Genomic DNA, 15,633 nt, shown 5'->3' on the forward strand with positions numbered 1-15,633 from the left:
ATGTTTTTCTACTCTTTCAAGTCTTTCAATATCTCTGATATCATCTTCCTCACTTCGTCATCTTTGTCATGGATAAACGGCTGCAATAAGCTTGACTTGTCTGGTCGATGTGAGTATGCAATGATTGGTATTGCATGTACCAGACATATTGCTGGAAGCTGGTTTAAAACTTCAGCAGTTTCATCTGCAATCAAGTGGGTTAAATCCCCATTGTCGAATACTGTCGCAAGCAGATTGAATATGCTCTCATTGACAGCTGGATCAGCTTCATGTTTGAGTTGATTAATTAATTGCTTCACGATAAATTCCAGATCTGTCGAATTCACCTCCCCGTAGACAATATGGTCGTTTAACTCATCAATGAGCAAATCGCGCTCTTTACACTCAGGGTTACTGATTCTGTTCATCAAGTCATTCATTTTCCACCTTTCTTTGATTTCATTAAGTTTATCAGCCATTCAGAAGGAGGCTGAACGGGGATATGTGTGTTATTTGCCGCTGTCGGATCATAAAATGGACTAGCTTCTTTATGAACATTTGAGTGCCTGAATTCATTAGTAATAGGATCATAATACTTGCCTTGAGATTGCCAACGCCCAGTCCATCCTTCTGATGCATTTGCGCCTGTTCCGGCATTGGGATCGGGATCATGCATTCGAAACCTGTTAATTTTTCCGTTCTCATCAACCCACTTGTATTCAAGACCAACCTGACTCCCTCCTGGAGCTGGTGTTAGTTTTCTCATGCTTGCATTTCGAGGGAGATTTTTGATGAGGCTCTCGATAGATTCTCCAGTCATTCCGCTCAGATCCCCGATGCTTGTTCCTGTACTTTTCGTCGTGTTCAATTCATCAAGTTTATTTAGCCCATTGAATGAGAAATTTTTCCGAACTGGCACAGGAACAGAGCTGAAAACAGGTGCAGTATTACCCATCCCCCAACCACCCGGCATGCCGATCATCACGCTGCTTTGTATATCTTCGTTCGTGATACGATTTAAACCAGCGTATTCAGCGATCAGTGCTTGATTATCCAATCTGCTCGCATTCCAGCGCTGCACTACTTTATCGTAAATTTCAGGTTTAGGATTTGACTGGTAATAAACCCCGCCGTTTCCGCCAACAATGACCGCTTCACCTCTCTGCCGAGCGATTCGGGCTTCTTCATTCGTATAGGATACACCTCGTGCACCTCTGATGCCGTACAATTTCGCCATTGCATCAACGACTTCGGCACGCGATAAGTCCGGTCCTATCTGGCTCGTCGCCCACTCCCAAGACTTTGGAAATTTCTGCATAAGAATTTCCTGAGTCCGGTCACGTCCTGTTGGCAGCGATGCCGCCAAATCAGGGGGAAAATGAGTTTTACTATACATCTCATTTGCAGTTGGACGTTCTTCAGGTTTTGGTGACATGACATCAGTTGCCTGAGAATTCTTACGTCTCCAGTCAAATAGCGCATCACTGAACGAAACAGGGTTTTTGTACGCATTATCAGATGGAAAGTGTGTCGGCTTACTTCTTATCGTGGTCACGTCTCTATTCAAATATTTTTTCTCAGCGTCAGGCACCTGAATGCTTGCTGGATAGGCAGCATTACTAAGGAAGAAGGGGAACTGTTCGTCAGCATATCGCTCGGTGTTTGCTAAACGTATCGCGCATGCCAAATCTCCTTCATAGTAGCTTGGTCCTTTATTCGCGATCTCTAAGGTATATGTTGAATCACCTTCTTGCTGCTCATCTGGGTTAATGATGTCGTAACGATCTCCCTTTGGAGTCGAAAAATCAAATTTGCTGAGTAGACCTTTATTTTGTTTTGTAAAATCTTGTGCAGCAGAAGATTCATTGCTTACTTCATCGTTACCCTTACACGGAACGCAACAACAAACCCCTTACCGGTGTGCTGGCTTGCAGGTATTCACGACCGAAGCCACCTGCGTCAGTAGTGGGCATGCTGCTGTCTCTTGCCATCAACCTGACACCAGCGTTTGCCGGGGAGAATCGGCTGCCCATGTCAGCAAAGGGCGGCAGCCTGTAGCTGCCTTCATCATTGTCGGCTCTGCTCATGGCGGTGCCGGATGGCAAAAGACGGATGCTGGGGTCTAGATCTGACAATTGCAAATTGTCTATCAGGTCTTTACCGTAAGCTGGGGTATTAACACTATTGTAGCCGTCGAACTCATCAAAGTCGGGGATGCGGTAGTACAGGCCGTCGCGGCCTCGTATGCTGCTACTGTTTGGCATAGTTGTTCCTTATGTGTTTTTGTGTAGGGTGTGGGAGTTAAGAAATGGTGCGTTACAACGCCCCCTACACGGCTGGTAAAGCACCCTATGTGCTCTGCTCTACGGCATTGCAGGAGCGGCTTTAGCCGCGACAAATCGGCCCTTGCCAGCAATCGCGGCGAAAGCCGCTCCTACAAAAAATTATTTTCTGCATCACCAGCTTGATACAGCAGCTGGATGCGGCAATTGCAGCGATGTTTGTTGATCTGTGGGGTGCGCCGTGCGCACCGGGTGTTGATGCCGGGGTCTTGAAAATAGTGTGCAGAAAACGGTGCGCGCGGCGTGCCCTGCGAGATGTGCATGAGTAAGGTGCGGGAGCTAAGGCATGGTGCGTTACAACGCACCCTACACGAGTGGTTGCTGACGAGCTGGTAAAGCACCACATGTGCTCTGCTTCACGGCAATTGTTTCTTGTAAGAGTGGCTTTAGCCGTGAAAAATCTGCCTTTGCGACCATTCACGGCTAAAGCCGCTCCTACAAAAAATCTTTTTTTGTATCACGATCTTGATGCGGCAATTGCAGCGATGCTTGTTGAACTGTAGGGTGCGCCGTGCGCACCGGATGTTGATGCCGTGGTCTTGAAAATAGTGTGTAGAAAACGGTGCGCGCGGTGCACCCTACGAAATGTGCATGAGTAAAGTGTGGGAGTTAAGGTCTGGTGCGTTACAACGCACCCTCCGCGACAGGCGATGTGCAAGGCGCATGCCTCTGCAACCCAGTCATTATGCTTAGCACGGTACATGTACTGACCAACAAGCGGGTGATTGATACATTCCAGTTCACTGGCGTGTGGGACTTGATTTTTTTCGTTCATTTTTTTCTCCACAATATTTTCCCTGGTCAGACTATCCACTCAGCTTCAATCACGATGAAGTCTGGCGATGTCTCGAAGCTTGGGGACCAGTCATCTTCAGGATAAGCGTCAAGATAAATAAGGAAATTGCCGTCTTTACGGATCGACAAATACTCAACTTTTGCATTAAGCAAGCGATATTCGGGATGCTTTTTCCGCCATTCATCCGTGGGTGCATCAGGCAAATTGGATGAGCTAATGATTCCAGGCAACCGTGCAATCAGCTCTGCAAATATGTCCATTTGCGCCTGGATGGGTTCGGGTCCCTTTGCATTTAACGAGACGGAGTAGTCAATCCCATGTACAGGTGCTTCTGCAATCCAACTGTTCTGCTCAACGCGATATCTGTATTGACCAACAAGAGGATGATTGATCCATTCCATTTCTTTGGCTTGTGGCACTTGATTTTGTTCGTTCATTTATTTCTCCAGAATAATCTATCATTGCACAATCTATTTACTTCTTCAGGCAAGGTTCTCTGATACAAATATTCTACTTGATATATTGTTTCAAAGCGTAGACGCACACAACGTCCTGTGTACGTCAACACTGATGAAAAAATTAAAGAATAGTTGCGATTTGACGATGCAAGGTATTCCTATTTTTGCGGAGGAAGCACTCCCACATCTACATCCCTGTAACCAGCCCCGAAATAGCGATTTACCGAACCGCAATGTCGGCAAGCTGCCCTGATATATGATTTTTCTACACGATGCGTTGTGGGCTGCTCGGTTTGATGAAAGCCTGTATTAGGATACTGACATTTCCTGTATCACACGCCCCATTCCGCCAATGTGACTTTGAAATCAGGAGAGACATCAAATCCAGGACCCCAGTCATCTTCTGGGTAGGCAATGAGCCTCGCAAAAAAACTGCCATCTTCGTACAAAATCAAGGAAAGTATTTGCGCGTTAAGTAACCGGTAATCAGGGTGCTTGTTGTGCCACTCTTGAGTTGGCGCATCTGGCAAATTGGATGAAGTAATGATTTCAGGAAGCCTTTCTACCAACTCTGCAAACCTGTCCATTTGCGCTTTGGTGGGTTCGTTCCCGTGAGCAGTGATCCAGATTGGATAGTCAATACCATGCACGGTGGTGTGAGCTTTCCAATCACCCAAAGACCTTCGCCTGAAGTGTCCGACCAGGGGATGGGGAATCCATTCAGATACCCAGGATGGGTGGATGAAATTTGTTTGACTTGACATGTGATTTTTCCTGGAAATTAACAAGTGAATAGTTTTTTATATTGACTTGTTGCGTCAAATTGGCATCAATCCGTCTAATTTTCTCGATTTAATACAGGCATAAATGCAATTTCCTGCTTTCAAGATACAAGAACTTACGGCTACATTTTTAATATAGCTCAAAATTGAAATTAAAATCTTCATCATGACAATTGACGCAAGCGATATTTTATCTTTTCGGGGGCACAACTCCCAATTGATCGTCCCGATATCCAACCCCGAAATAGCGATTGACCGAACCACAATTTCGGCAGGCTGCTCTGATATTGCCGTTCGGGTCACGTATCTGTGCTACCCCATGCAGGCGATGTGTAGGGCGCGTGCATTTTCGCAAATCTATAAAACCAGCTTGCGTTCTTCAACCAGGTAGAGCAATTCATCAAGGGCATTGATGAAGGCTTCTTGCGGGTCCAGCTTGGGGTATTTCCAGAAGTTCATGAGGCCCAGGTGTTTGCAGATGGCCCAGTAGGTCCAGGGTTGTTCGAGGCGCAGGTCGTTGATGAGGGCGTCGACTTCCCTGACTTTTTTATTCCTTTCTATATCCCAGACGGCGTGGCAATCGTCCGCTGCGACGGAATAATTGCTGAGGGCGTTCTTGCCTATGATGCTGCCACCGATGCCGGTGTCGCGGCGATTTCTGCGTGGTTGCTATTCATCCACATGGCCCATTGACCGAGACCATAGGTAACGGGGTTTATTGTTCTTTTTTGTGAATCGTCGTCGCGGATCAGTCTTTGGATGTCCAAAATTGTAAAGTGTAATCTCCCGAGCTTCCCTCAACTGCTTCCAGGCACAGCCAATAATCCGGGTTACTGTCGCATTTCGTATGACGGTTATCTGAATGTGTGCTAGGCAACAGCCAGGCTAGTATTTCATCAGAAATGTTCTGCGGTATCACGCTTTCAGTGAAGTCGCCGCTCTTCTGTTCTTCCTTGCGTTTGAGATAGGCTGTCAGCTCTTCTTTGGAATAGCTTTGTTTGATATCGACATTCATCGATTTCAATTTTCTGCTATCCGGATAAGTAGTGAGTGAGATATTTTTCGCTTTTACCCGAAAAACGGTTTTGTCAGGAAGATGGACCGTCAAGTAGTAAACAATACCATGGCAATGATAGTCGTTATCCAGCCCGTGCAGTTTAACGCAATGTGTTTTTTCTTGCGACATGATGGTATCTATCGTCGTGCTCTCGTCCAGCGTCACATTGATGTGTGCGGGCCAAATTCGTTTGATCAGGAAAATACTTGTAGGCACAAAGACGCAGAACGATAAAAACCCAACAATGAACGCCTTACGAAGATTGGTTCTGCGCCTTTTGTAGGCATAGAAAAAACCCAACCCTGATGCAAGGTAAGCCACCGCCCAGAGAAATAGAAAAAAGAATCCCACATAAACGAGTTCAAGACCCATACCCCCCATCATATATCCGCCCTTTCCGCATCAGTGATGCTGTCAAGTTGAGGAGCTGCCTTTTTTTGAGTTTTCATCAATACTCCTTTCAGACTGAAATTGTTTTTATTGTTGTAGTCAGTGTAGCGTAAATTCATGCATCATGCTTTTTTAGCATAGCAGCGATGATAGCCATGCGCACGATCACGCTACACTGTCTACCTAGGTCCCGGACAGGTTCTTTGCTTGCATTATTTTGATCTTTTCATCTTTTCATATACGGCACTAGCTCAGGCGGGATTTGATACAGATTCCTGGGATCCGCCATTTGATGAATCTGTTGGCGCGTGATGTCACGTGTGGCCGGATTATTGTACCTGGCAGTAAACTGATCCAATCCCTTGCTGGCATAGGCCCAGCGATCATCAAAATTAGAAAGGTCTATGCTTTTGTCGGTTGGTGAAATTTCAAAATAGCCTGGCTGATCCCTCTTGCCAACATGCACATCCAATGGCAGTATTCGTGAACCGCTAGCACCGTTGAGCCATGCGCCTCCACTCGTTATTGGTTCGTCATACATTTTTTGAAGAACATTTCTTTGTTCGTGACGAAGCATTTGTTTGGCTGAAATAGCGCGCAGTATTTCTGCCCGCTCAGGATCTTTGCTTTCCTGACTGGCTTGAAGAGTTTTAAATGCCGTCTGCAAATCTTTGTGCATGCCAATATTTTCTGCAATGGAGAGTAATTTCGCAGCACCATGCTGCTGATAAAAGCGCAAATATGGCGTAAGGTCTTCAAATACAGCCTGATTTCCGTTGGCAAGACTATTAAAAGCCATGCCAGGCATGGAAGAGCTATCCAATCCTCTATCAGGTGTGGCCGATAAAAAATATTTACCTTCTACTGGCTCACCTCTATTTCTCAAAGACCACTTGGCAAGCCAGGCAAGCGCGGCACGAACTTCGTTCGATGCAAATGGCGCGAGACCAGTCCAACCCAATTCTGGATTTTTTTTATTGATATCTGCATAGGTGGTAATGTAAATGGAATTTTGGTCAAATCCCTTACTAAAGATATCGTCACCGTGTTTTTCTTTCAATCTCCGACCGATGTCCTTGATGCCTTCTTTAATGCCATTAAATGAGGAGACAAGCTCGCTTTTACTGGGTTGTGCTACACCATTTCCAAAGCTGGCCTGTGCGTTTGATTGTTCAGCCCGCTGCCTTTGTGCCAGTTCAATAGCCTGCTGTCTTGCAGACGTATCATCAGCAATGAATTGACCGCCAGCACGCAGGCGCGCATTGGTGATGTTATCCGGGACAGTCAGGACACGCCCGACTTTCAGGCTGCGTGCTCCCTCAACGGAAGTTGGCAAGCCATTTTCAGCAAGAATAGATAGCCCTGCCCGCGGATCATGAAAATATCGCTCACCTAGCATTGAGGGATTTTCACCGCGCAAGACAGTGTGGGTGCGGGGTGCTACTCTGATATCTGAAAAATTTCCCAGCAAGTCGTCTATTCTTGTCGGGAAACTGACACCGTTTTCTAGTTCTTCAGGCCTCATAGCAGGTATGCCATACGATCTGTTGACGACTCTTTGCAAGGGCAGCTTGTCTGCATCATCAGCACGATATGCCTCTGGCAGCTTAAATCGCAAGGATGGCTCAGGTAGTAAATTGGTTTTGTCGTCATAAACCGTTTGCGCCATGCCAGCCGGAATAGATGCTGCATCACTTTCTTGTAAGTCGTCAGGATTCATGCTATCAGAGCGGCTTCGCTGTGGAATCGACAGATCAAATCGACTGAGCAAGCCTGTGTTTTGCCTGGATGAGTTTTGCGCAGCAGGTGATACATCGTTTGCCTTATCGCTATCGAGCATGGAATTTGACGGACTGCTCCTCATGGGCATACCGCCATCTCTTGCCATCAACCAGGCAGCAGAGCTGACTGGCGAAAATCGGCTAGCCATGTCATCTGAAAACGGCAGACCATAGCGCTCTTCCGCACTGCTACCCATGCTGAGGATGCCGGGCTTCAAGCGAGGGATATCAGGGCCAAGATCAGATAGCTGCAAATCGTCTATCAGGTTCTGGTGATGAGCTTGCGGGTCGACATCGTCATACCCGTCAAACTCATCAAAATCGGGGATGCGGTAGTACAGGCCGTCGCGGCCAAGGATGCTGCTGCTTTTTGGCATGGTTGTTCCTTAAGTGGTGTTGTATGGAGATACTGCTTTGTTGCCCTGGTGTTGCTGTGCAGGGGAAAGATCATGCCGCTCACGGCAATTGCTTCCTGTAGGAGCGGCTTCAGCCGCGAATGATCGGCTCTTGCAGGCATTCGCGGCTAAAGCCGCTCCTACAGGAAATTCTTCAGTAAGGTAGGGTGCGTTTCAACGCACCGCATGTATGCGCAACGCAAGGCAATGGGCACAGGCCACGACATGCAAGATTCACCTACGGCGCATTGCAATGCGCCCTACCTGACTGGCAATTGCTTTTTGCAGGAGGGGCTTTAGCCGCAAAAAAATCTTGCAGGCATTCGCGGCCAAAGCCGCTCCTACAGGGAATTCTTCAGTATCAGGTGTTTAAAAACTTATAAAACCAGCTTGCGTTCTTCAACCAGGTATTGCAATTCATCGAGCGCGTTGACAAAGGCTTCTTGCGGATCGAGCTTGGGATATTTCCAGAAGTTCATGAGGCCCAGGTGTTTGCAGATGGCCCAGTAAGTCCAGGGTTGCTCCAGGCGCAGGTCGTTGATGAGGGCATCGATTTCCCTGACTTTTTTATCTCTTTCCATATCCCAGATGGCATGGCAATCGTCGGCGGCAACGGAATAATTGCTGAGGGCATTCTTGCCTATGATGCCGCCACCGATGCCAGTGTCGCGAGCGATTTCTGCGTGGTTGTTGTTCATCCACATGGCCCATTGGTCCAGCCAATAGGTCAGCAGGTCTTTTTGTTCCTTTTGCGGATCATTGTTTTTGGTGACTGTGTGTGCAAAATTCTGACGTGCGTTCATGCTTGCTCCTTGTTGTGCATGGGCTGTAGAGGTGTTGCTTGTGTATTTTTTAAACTTTAAGACCTCTCAACGCAGAGACAAAGATGGGTCACAGAGGGGCACGGAGAAAAACCTAAACCACATTCTAGTTGGGCGCGTAGGTTGGGCCGGGCTTGTAGGTTGGGCTACGCTTTACTAGCCCAACACTCGGCTTAAAAACAACGTAATCGTCTATCAAAGGCTGAGTGTTGGGCTGATACACCGTAGCCCAACCTACATCCTTGCCAACACTTCCGTTTATCTGTCTTTCTCGCTTTTCTCTGTGCCCCTCTGTGTCTCTGTGGTGCAGCAGGGGTTTCATGTGGCATGCCACATGCCTGCGGAACGGGCAGCACTTGCAAGTGCTGCTTCCTTCCTCTGTGTTGAGAGGTTTTTTTCAATAACTAAACCACCCGCCGATAAGACTCCCAATCAAACACCACGGCTTTGCCGCCGCCTTCGCGTAGCCTGTCCATGGCGCGGATGCCTATGTAGCGTTCGAGTTCTGCCAGCCCCAGATTGCTGATGAGGATGCTGGGTTTCATGACTTCGTAGCGGCCATTGATGATGTCGAAGAGCAGCATTTTTTCTGTCTCGCTGCCGAACTGGACACCGACTTCATCGAGTATCAATAAATCTGGTTCTACAAATTCCTGTATCAATTCCGCCTCGGTATGAGGGCTGTCGCGGCGGTAGCTTTCTTTGATGCGACGTACTGCTTTTAAAACGGAACTCATCACGGCTTGTTTGCCTGTCTCCATGATGTGTCTGGCGATGCCCACGGCCAGATGGGTTTTGCCTGTGCCTACGCTGCCGCAAAAGATCAGGCTGCGGCCCGTTTTCAAGACTGCATCGAACTCTTGCGCATAGGCCTGGCAGGTGCGCAATGCCTGCCCTGCAGCGGCGCAGGTCGGGCGATAATTTTGCAGGCTGCGTTCGGCAAAGCGTGCCGGTATGGCGGCACGGCCCAGGCGTTTTTGCCACAGCGCGGCTTGTTGCGCCTGCCGCTGTTGCTGGATGCTGGCCTGGCGTTGCTGGGCGTCGCTGGCTTGCAAACATTTTTCGCAGGCAGACCAGATGCCGGGCTTGTGCGAGTAGGCGGTGTAGCCGCCATGCTGCTGGCAATGCTTGGTTTCGCTGCTAAGCTGCATACCGCCGACGCGGACAAAACTGCTGCTGTCAGAATGAACCATCCTGGGCTATTCCCTGTGTGTAGTTGGTGTTGACAAACCCTGTGTGCGTGCTGCTGGCGGGTGGCGCATGATGCTCAGGCACGCTCCAGTCGGCCTGGTAGTGCTCGTAAGGGCCAAAGAAGGTGGCGGCATGCTTGACGAATTTGGGTGCCTGCCCGCTGGCGATGATGTAGGCGGCATAACGCCGGACGCCATCGACCATGAGGGCAGCATCGACACCATCCCGCCGTCGCGCCAGCCAGGCTTGCCAGGCTTCTTTTTTGCTGGCACCGGGTCGGCGTGGATAGGCTTTCCAGGCAGTTTCGAATTCCTCTTTTTTTTCTTCGGCACTGCTTAATTTTCTTGATTTGCAGGTTTTTGTTTTTTTTAAATCGCTCTCGCTGCAAGGCGCAGCTTTTGCAGGGGATATATGTTTTAAGGATTCAGGATTAAGGATTCAGCAGGAGTCGTATCAGAGCACTCTGGTGCAACTCCGGTGCTTGGTTTTTTTCTGGTGTTACGACGAGGAGGAGGTACCGGAATTTCGCTGTCACTTTCATTGATGTGGGGGTTCTGGTGCTTTTCAAATTTGCATATCTGGATGTATTTGACGCGGTCCACTGTATACAACTGGATAAAGCGATGCTTGTGCAATGCAAGCAGCAGGCTGGCGACATCAACGTCGTCATGAGGGAAGATATCTCCCTTGATACTTTTAGGGCGGTTTTCAAGTCGCCCGGAACGATCGGCGAGCATCCACAGGCCGATGAATAACAGACGGCCAAATGGCGGTATCTCGCTCAATTCATCGTTTCTGAAAAAACCGTGTTTTATATTTCTTGCGCGGGCCATATAAACATTTCCTTGTCTGACTATTTTTTGAAGCGTTCATTGCGACGTCACCGAGACATCAAGCGTTTAAAAGCTGCATAAAATTTGCAGATTTTTCTCTTTGTTTTCTCTGTGGTGTAGCAGGGAATTCGTGCAGTACACCGCATGCCTGCGTAACGAAGACTGCTTGCCAGCAGTCTTTCCTTCCTCTGTGCCTCTGTGTTGAGAGGTCTTTTAAAACTTATCCACCCCGGCACAATTTGCAATAGGTATACACAGGCTGATTCTGCGCATTGCAAAACTGCCGTATCGAACGCATCTGCCCTCGCCCGTGACGGCAACGCGGGCCTTTGCACAGGCGACGTGGTGTGATGGTATGGGTGGGAGATATCACCCGGTTGTCCAGATGCTGCCAGTCGGTGGTTGCGGGTGACTGGCTCAGCATAGGCAGTTCCTTGTTTGTATCAATGCTTGATGTGATCCGCCTGCCAGCCCTGACAGGCGTGCGCAAGCGGACACCTGACGCAGGATGTCTTTTTGTATAGTCATGTTGTTGTCGTGTGGCTGCCTGGGCAGCTGGGTTTGTGTTTTTAAACCGGGAAGACCTATCGACACAGAGGGGCAGAGGTAGTGTTGTAGGTTGGGCTACGGGGTATCAGCCCAACACTCAGCCTTTGATAAACGTATACGTCGCTTTAACGCCGAGTGTTGGGCTGGTAAAGCGTAGCCCAACCTACAAATACGCCCCAACGGATACGGTCCACCTCCGTCATGGTTTTTCTCTGTGTTCCACTGTACCTCTGTGTTAAGAGGTCTTCATCGCAAATTTATATGCCCCATGTATAAGGAGCTACGGTCGCCAGAAAGACGACAAAATCATCAGCCGGGTAACAAAAACACAGGCGGCTGACGGTGGCCAGGGAATCCTGGCGGGGTAAGTAGATGTTAAACAGCATTCGCGCGGTAATGAATCAAGGCAGGCGAAGGGCTAGTATGTTTAAGTTGATCGGGATTATTGAATTTATAGAGTGGATGGCGCTATGTAAACTGCGCGCGCTCCTCCCCACAAGTTCAATTATATACATATTCGTATTGCAAACCAAGTTATTTTCGTATTGTTCTTGGCATTTTTTATGCGATAACGCATAATGCAGCCATGGACGCGAAAACTAATATCAAATACCTCATGGATAAGTCGGGCATGAACCCGACTTCGTTGGCAACTGCCCTGGAAAAAATGTTCCCTGATGAAGTCAGGGTGCCACAGGCGACGATCTTTCGTATTGTCGAGGGCATCACCAAGGACCCGCGCACCTCGTCGCTGGCGCCGATTGCCAAGTTCTTTAATGTCAGCCTGTCTGACTTGCGCAGCAAGGATTTGCGTGGCTATGAAACCAGCCAGCCCATTGCTGCCAATGATGAGCATATCGGCATAGCTGCTATTAATTACTATGCAGCCAAAGGCTCATGTGGTGGTGGCGCGCATAATGAAGATGCCGAACCCAAGGGCCAACTAATTAAAGAAGTCGGCTTTTTCAAGAAATATGGCGTCAAGGCAGAAAATCTGGCCGCCATCTATGCCGACGGCAGCTCGATGGCAGACTTTATCGTCGATGGCGACATGGTCATCATCGACCAGACCAAGACCGAGCCACAAAGCGGCAAGATCTTTGCCATCCAGCATCCTGACGGCTTGCGCATCAAGCAACTGCGTCGCGAAATCGACGGCACCTGGGTGCTGGAAAGCCGCAACCCTGACAAGCGCACTTATCCCGATGAGCGCATCACGCCCGAGAATGTGGGCTTGCTGAAGATCATAGGGCGCTTTGTTTACAGGCAGGGTGGTTGATCAGTGTAGCGCTTGAAGTGCGCAGATATATAGAGTGAGCGCCCTTTTTTCGCCATGTTAATTTGCTATGATAGATGCTTTAAAGCCAGGGCGATTGCCCTGAGCTACATCATGACTGGATGATCAAGCCTCATGCAAACCAAACTGTCAATGCCCCTCCACACCCCGCGCCTGATCGTGCGCACCATACAAGAAGACGATCTGCCTGATCTCTATCAGGTATTTTCTGACGCTGCCGTCACCCGCTTTTTACCCTATATCACCTGGGAAGATACGCTCGCTGCCCATAGCTGGTATGCGCGCGTCAAGGACATGGCGGCGCAGGCCGCGGGCATGCAATGCGTGATCGTCGACAAGGCCAGCAACAAGGTCATCGGCGCTTGCCTGCTGTTTCGCTTTGATCCCGAATGTGAGCGCTGTGAGCTGGGCTATGCCCTGGCGCAATCACACTGGGGTGGCGGCTACATGGCAGAAGCCGTGCGCGCCTTGCTGAACCATGCTTTTGCTGAAATGGGCATCAACCGCATAGAAGCAGAAGTCGACCCACGCAACCCCGCATCAGCCCAGCTCTTGCGCAAACTGGGCTTTATGCAAGAAGGCTTGCTGCGCCAGCGCTGGAAGATGAAGGGCGAAATCAAGGATACCTGGATGTTTGGCCTGCTGCGCGATGAGTGGCAGGCGGCGAACACGCCAGCCTGAAGCAGGCATAGCCCCCACCAAACAGCGCCCAAGGACCACCCCACTACTAAAGCAAACCCACCAAGGAAGACGCCATGACCACCTTTACCACCTCCCGTGATATCCCCGCCAGCCCGGCACAAGTCTTCGCTGCCATCAGCGACCCGCAACGCCTGGCGCGCTGGTGGGGCCCTGCCGGTTTTAGCAATACCGTTCATGTCTGCGAATTCAGGCCTGGTGGTAAATGGTCTTTCATCATGCACGGGCCGGATGGCAAAAACTATCCAAATGAAAACCTGTTTGCCGAGATAGACGCACCCAACAAAGTGGTGGTGCAACATGTGTCGGAGCCGCACTTTCACCTGAGCATCAGCCTGGCGGCATCTGCCACCGGCACCCTGGTATCCTGGGCCCAGGCTTTCGAGAATGCCGATGTCGCCAGGCAGATAGAGCATATCGTCTTGCCGGCGAATGAGCAGAATCTGGACAGGTTGACGGTGGAGGTGGTGGGGGTTTAGGCTGGACTGTTTGTCACTTCAGATAGACAGGCAACCACTAAAAAGCGACAGCAAACCGTATAAGCAGGCACATGACATTCAAATAATATTACACTGGCATATTCAAGCTATTCAATTTACCAGCCACTATGCCTGTGCAAATAGTTGAGGTGTTAAGACGGTCAGAGCAAGGAGTGACCAAACCATTTATTTGTCGTGGCGATGATGGTCATACCTATTTTGTAAAAGGGTGTGGCGCTGGTAGGAAAAGTTTAATTGCAGAATATATATGCGGACGATTGGCACGCCGACTAGGCTTGCCAATTGCAGATTTTGAGATTGTGGATGTGCCGGAACAATTGATAAAAGCAGGCTTGTTACCAGAAATCAATGAGCTGGGGAGTGGGCTTGCATTTGGGTCAAGAGCATTGCCCCACATACAAGAAATACACTTCACGCATTTAACCAAGATCAAACCAGCGCTGGCAAAAGATGTGCTCGTGTTTGACTGGTGGATACACAATCAGGATAGGACACTGTCAAGCAAAGGCGGTAACCCCAATCTGTTGTGGGATCAAAGAAATGCTAAACTAGTAGTCATCGACCACAATGTTGCTTTTGACAAAAACTTTGACAGGCAGGCATTTTCTGAAAACCATATCTTTGCCAAGCATTTGCCAGCAATACAATATGATTGGGTCGATTGCACTGAATATCAGACTCGATTACAAGATGCCTACGCTGAATTTGATCGTGCCTGCAGTGACATCCCGCATGAATGGTGGTGGGTAGATGATGGTGTCCCCGCTCTGTTTGACAGAGAGGAAACCAGGCAAGTTTTGAGTCGTTTCAATCAACCCGATTTTTGGAGGATAGCGCCATGAAATACGCATGCCAATATGCTATCGTTCGCTTCATGCCCTTTGTCGAGACGGGAGAGTTTGCCAATGTCGGCATCGTCATGATGTGCCAGGAGGCAGCTTACTTTGATTTTATCCTGCTCAATCGCGTAAGACGCATTACCGCCTTCTTTGATCAGCTTGCCCCCAAGATTTACAGGGATGCCAAAAGTGACCTCAAGAATGAATTACAGCGTGTAAAAGAAAATCTGCAAGCGAGCATGCAGGCAAACGACAAGACTGCACGCTTCCTGTTCCAGGAATTGATACGCACGCGCGAAGTCATGCTGAGGTTTGATGAACCCAGAGTCGTGCTGACAAATGATCCCGCTACAAAACTGGAGGAATTGTTCCGGTTTTATGTGGAAAGGGACTTTGTCACCCATGATTACGTAGAGCAAAAGCTGGAAAAACAGGTTCGCAGCTTGCTAATCCATGACAACTTGAAATCCAATTATCGTGTCGGTGTTGCCAAGCATGGCGCATTCAGTGCCAGTTTCCCGTTTGCACATTTCGATGACAGTGGAGAAATAGATAAAGCGATAAAGCCCCTGTATTTGGCGCATGATGACCCCGCCCAAGCCCATGCTCATGGATGGACTTGGTTAGGCAAATTCAGCCAATTGCAAAAATCTGATGCCTTACCCAAAGACATACTCGTCGTTGCAGAAGCGCCGTTGCCGGAAAGCGGTGAAAACTATGCAATTTTTAAACAGCTGGAAGAAGATTTTCAAAAAATTAGAGTTCCAGTCATACCAATTGAACAGCAGTTACAGATTAAGCAATTCGCGCACATTCAATAAACAGCATCTTTAAAAACCCGCACTCGCGGGTTTTTTTACGCCTTTATACCCAATTCCGCACTTTCCACGTTTACATATAACCAAGTATTCCATACGAAATCAT

20 protein-coding genes are annotated in these 15,633 nt (G+C 48.8%); 7 read left to right on the forward strand and 13 right to left on the reverse strand.

Features of this window, described 5'->3' with window-relative positions; genetic code table 11:
* Window positions 1–8 precede the first annotated feature (8 nt).
* From ACO0LC_RS27385 to ACO0LC_RS27405, 5 genes are all read right to left on the reverse strand, one after another.
* On the reverse strand, window positions 9–458 hold the full coding sequence (locus ACO0LC_RS27385) for a hypothetical protein (protein WP_423009128.1): 450 nt from the start codon (window positions 456–458) through the stop codon (window positions 9–11).
* Window positions 416–1,666: a polymorphic toxin type 30 domain-containing protein gene (locus ACO0LC_RS27390; protein WP_423009130.1), complete on the reverse strand. Its 1,251-nt coding sequence runs from the start codon at window positions 1,664–1,666 to the stop codon at window positions 416–418. Before ACO0LC_RS27390 ends, ACO0LC_RS27385 begins: the two co-directional genes overlap by 43 nt.
* Window positions 1,667–1,865: 199 nt before the next feature.
* Window positions 1,866–2,243 carry a hypothetical protein gene (locus ACO0LC_RS27395; RefSeq protein WP_423009132.1) on the reverse strand — a complete coding sequence of 126 codons (378 nt, stop codon included), beginning with the start codon at window positions 2,241–2,243 and terminating at the stop codon, window positions 1,866–1,868.
* An 879-nt stretch (window positions 2,244–3,122) separates the two neighbouring features.
* Entirely contained in the window at window positions 3,123–3,554 is a 432-nt protein-coding gene (locus ACO0LC_RS27400; RefSeq protein ID WP_423009134.1) for a hypothetical protein, read from the reverse strand.
* A gap of 353 nt (window positions 3,555–3,907) precedes the next feature.
* Complete coding sequence (locus ACO0LC_RS27405; protein ID WP_423009136.1) at window positions 3,908–4,339, reverse strand: hypothetical protein; 432 nt, start codon at window positions 4,337–4,339, stop codon at window positions 3,908–3,910.
* A 486-nt stretch (window positions 4,340–4,825) separates the two neighbouring features.
* Here ACO0LC_RS27405 and ACO0LC_RS27410 point away from each other — a divergent pair, with 486 nt between their 5' ends.
* Complete coding sequence (locus ACO0LC_RS27410) at window positions 4,826–5,050, forward strand: hypothetical protein (protein ID WP_423009138.1); 225 nt, start codon at window positions 4,826–4,828, stop codon at window positions 5,048–5,050.
* 55 nt (window positions 5,051–5,105) lie between these two features.
* Here the strand turns inward: ACO0LC_RS27410 and ACO0LC_RS27415 are convergent, their stop codons facing one another.
* The 3 genes from ACO0LC_RS27415 to ACO0LC_RS27425 all read right to left on the reverse strand — a co-directional run bounded on the left by ACO0LC_RS27415 (window position 5,106) and on the right by ACO0LC_RS27425 (window position 7,803).
* Window positions 5,106–5,786 (reverse strand): hypothetical protein, encoded by a 681-nt coding sequence (locus tag ACO0LC_RS27415; RefSeq protein WP_423009140.1) that lies wholly within the window; start codon window positions 5,784–5,786, stop codon window positions 5,106–5,108.
* A gap of 8 nt (window positions 5,787–5,794) precedes the next feature.
* Window positions 5,795–5,923, reverse strand: coding sequence for a hypothetical protein (locus ACO0LC_RS27420; RefSeq protein WP_423009142.1), 129 nt, complete (start codon window positions 5,921–5,923; stop codon window positions 5,795–5,797).
* Window positions 5,924–6,030: 107 nt separating this feature from the next.
* Entirely contained in the window at window positions 6,031–7,803 is a 1,773-nt protein-coding gene (locus tag ACO0LC_RS27425; RefSeq protein WP_423009144.1) for a DUF2515 family protein, read from the reverse strand.
* A gap of 57 nt (window positions 7,804–7,860) precedes the next feature.
* Here ACO0LC_RS27425 and ACO0LC_RS27430 point away from each other — a divergent pair, with 57 nt between their 5' ends.
* Window positions 7,861–8,085, forward strand: coding sequence for a hypothetical protein (locus ACO0LC_RS27430; RefSeq protein WP_423009146.1), 225 nt, complete (start codon window positions 7,861–7,863; stop codon window positions 8,083–8,085).
* A 272-nt stretch (window positions 8,086–8,357) separates the two neighbouring features.
* On the opposite strand, the gene ACO0LC_RS27435 is transcribed toward ACO0LC_RS27430, so the two are convergent.
* The 5 genes from ACO0LC_RS27435 to ACO0LC_RS27455 form a co-directional block, all read right to left on the reverse strand.
* Complete coding sequence (locus ACO0LC_RS27435; protein ID WP_423009148.1) at window positions 8,358–8,783, reverse strand: hypothetical protein; 426 nt, start codon at window positions 8,781–8,783, stop codon at window positions 8,358–8,360.
* A 422-nt stretch (window positions 8,784–9,205) separates the two neighbouring features.
* Complete coding sequence (locus ACO0LC_RS27440; RefSeq protein ID WP_423009150.1) at window positions 9,206–9,994, reverse strand: ATP-binding protein; 789 nt, start codon at window positions 9,992–9,994, stop codon at window positions 9,206–9,208.
* Window positions 9,981–10,196 (reverse strand): hypothetical protein, encoded by a 216-nt coding sequence (locus ACO0LC_RS27445; RefSeq protein WP_423009152.1) that lies wholly within the window; start codon window positions 10,194–10,196, stop codon window positions 9,981–9,983. The genes ACO0LC_RS27440 and ACO0LC_RS27445 overlap by 14 nt, the downstream gene beginning before the upstream one ends.
* Window positions 10,197–10,408: 212 nt before the next feature.
* Window positions 10,409–10,825: a hypothetical protein gene (locus tag ACO0LC_RS27450; RefSeq protein WP_423009154.1), complete on the reverse strand. Its 417-nt coding sequence runs from the start codon at window positions 10,823–10,825 to the stop codon at window positions 10,409–10,411.
* 220 nt (window positions 10,826–11,045) lie between these two features.
* Entirely contained in the window at window positions 11,046–11,249 is a 204-nt protein-coding gene (locus ACO0LC_RS27455; RefSeq protein WP_170133732.1) for a hypothetical protein, read from the reverse strand.
* Between the two features lie 711 nt (window positions 11,250–11,960).
* On the opposite strand from ACO0LC_RS27455, the gene ACO0LC_RS27460 reads away from it, so the two are divergent.
* The 5 genes from ACO0LC_RS27460 (at window position 11,961) to ACO0LC_RS27480 (ending at window position 15,530) form a co-directional block, all read left to right on the forward strand.
* Window positions 11,961–12,653 carry a LexA family transcriptional regulator gene (locus tag ACO0LC_RS27460; protein ID WP_423009157.1) on the forward strand — a complete coding sequence of 231 codons (693 nt, stop codon included), beginning with the start codon at window positions 11,961–11,963 and terminating at the stop codon, window positions 12,651–12,653.
* A 150-nt stretch (window positions 12,654–12,803) separates the two neighbouring features.
* A complete protein-coding gene (locus ACO0LC_RS27465; protein WP_423009159.1) occupies window positions 12,804–13,352 on the forward strand; it encodes a GNAT family N-acetyltransferase in 549 nt (182 codons plus the stop codon).
* A 74-nt stretch (window positions 13,353–13,426) separates the two neighbouring features.
* Window positions 13,427–13,849 carry an SRPBCC domain-containing protein gene (locus ACO0LC_RS27470; RefSeq protein ID WP_423009161.1) on the forward strand — a complete coding sequence of 141 codons (423 nt, stop codon included), beginning with the start codon at window positions 13,427–13,429 and terminating at the stop codon, window positions 13,847–13,849.
* Between the two features lie 128 nt (window positions 13,850–13,977).
* Window positions 13,978–14,712 (forward strand): HipA family kinase, encoded by a 735-nt coding sequence (locus tag ACO0LC_RS27475; RefSeq protein WP_423009163.1) that lies wholly within the window; start codon window positions 13,978–13,980, stop codon window positions 14,710–14,712.
* Window positions 14,709–15,530 (forward strand): DUF3037 domain-containing protein, encoded by an 822-nt coding sequence (locus tag ACO0LC_RS27480; RefSeq protein WP_423009165.1) that lies wholly within the window; start codon window positions 14,709–14,711, stop codon window positions 15,528–15,530. Before ACO0LC_RS27475 ends, ACO0LC_RS27480 begins: the two co-directional genes overlap by 4 nt.
* Window positions 15,531–15,633 lie beyond the last annotated feature (103 nt).

The organism is Undibacterium sp. JH2W (assembly GCF_049340425.1).
In the GTDB taxonomy this organism is placed as follows: domain Bacteria; phylum Pseudomonadota; class Gammaproteobacteria; order Burkholderiales; family Burkholderiaceae_D; genus Undibacterium.

What these genes read in the sequence shown, in the direction of transcription:
- ACO0LC_RS27385 (WP_423009128.1), bottom strand. Translation starts at nt 458, where the DNA reads ATGGCTGATAAACTTAATGAAATCAAAGAAAGGTGGAAAATGAATGAC.
- ACO0LC_RS27395 (WP_423009132.1), bottom strand. Translation starts at nt 2,243, where the DNA reads ATGCCAAACAGTAGCAGCATACGAGGCCGCGACGGCCTGTACTACCGC.
- ACO0LC_RS27400 (WP_423009134.1), bottom strand. Translation starts at nt 3,554, where the DNA reads ATGAACGAACAAAATCAAGTGCCACAAGCCAAAGAAATGGAATGGATC.
- ACO0LC_RS27405 (WP_423009136.1), bottom strand. Translation starts at nt 4,339, where the DNA reads ATGTCAAGTCAAACAAATTTCATCCACCCATCCTGGGTATCTGAATGG.
- ACO0LC_RS27415 (WP_423009140.1), bottom strand. Translation starts at nt 5,786, where the DNA reads ATGGGTCTTGAACTCGTTTATGTGGGATTCTTTTTTCTATTTCTCTGG.
- ACO0LC_RS27420 (WP_423009142.1), bottom strand. Translation starts at nt 5,923, where the DNA reads ATGAATTTACGCTACACTGACTACAACAATAAAAACAATTTCAGTCTG.
- ACO0LC_RS27430 (WP_423009146.1), top strand. Translation starts at nt 7,861, where the DNA reads ATGAGCTTGCGGGTCGACATCGTCATACCCGTCAAACTCATCAAAATC.
- ACO0LC_RS27435 (WP_423009148.1), bottom strand. Translation starts at nt 8,783, where the DNA reads ATGAACGCACGTCAGAATTTTGCACACACAGTCACCAAAAACAATGAT.
- ACO0LC_RS27440 (WP_423009150.1), bottom strand. Translation starts at nt 9,994, where the DNA reads ATGGTTCATTCTGACAGCAGCAGTTTTGTCCGCGTCGGCGGTATGCAG.
- ACO0LC_RS27445 (WP_423009152.1), bottom strand. Translation starts at nt 10,196, where the DNA reads ATGGTCGATGGCGTCCGGCGTTATGCCGCCTACATCATCGCCAGCGGG.
- ACO0LC_RS27450 (WP_423009154.1), bottom strand. Translation starts at nt 10,825, where the DNA reads ATGGCCCGCGCAAGAAATATAAAACACGGTTTTTTCAGAAACGATGAA.
- ACO0LC_RS27455 (WP_170133732.1), bottom strand. Translation starts at nt 11,249, where the DNA reads ATGCTGAGCCAGTCACCCGCAACCACCGACTGGCAGCATCTGGACAAC.
- ACO0LC_RS27460 (WP_423009157.1), top strand. Translation starts at nt 11,961, where the DNA reads ATGGACGCGAAAACTAATATCAAATACCTCATGGATAAGTCGGGCATG.
- ACO0LC_RS27465 (WP_423009159.1), top strand. Translation starts at nt 12,804, where the DNA reads ATGCCCCTCCACACCCCGCGCCTGATCGTGCGCACCATACAAGAAGAC.
- ACO0LC_RS27470 (WP_423009161.1), top strand. Translation starts at nt 13,427, where the DNA reads ATGACCACCTTTACCACCTCCCGTGATATCCCCGCCAGCCCGGCACAA.
- ACO0LC_RS27475 (WP_423009163.1), top strand. Translation starts at nt 13,978, where the DNA reads ATGCCTGTGCAAATAGTTGAGGTGTTAAGACGGTCAGAGCAAGGAGTG.
- ACO0LC_RS27480 (WP_423009165.1), top strand. Translation starts at nt 14,709, where the DNA reads ATGAAATACGCATGCCAATATGCTATCGTTCGCTTCATGCCCTTTGTC.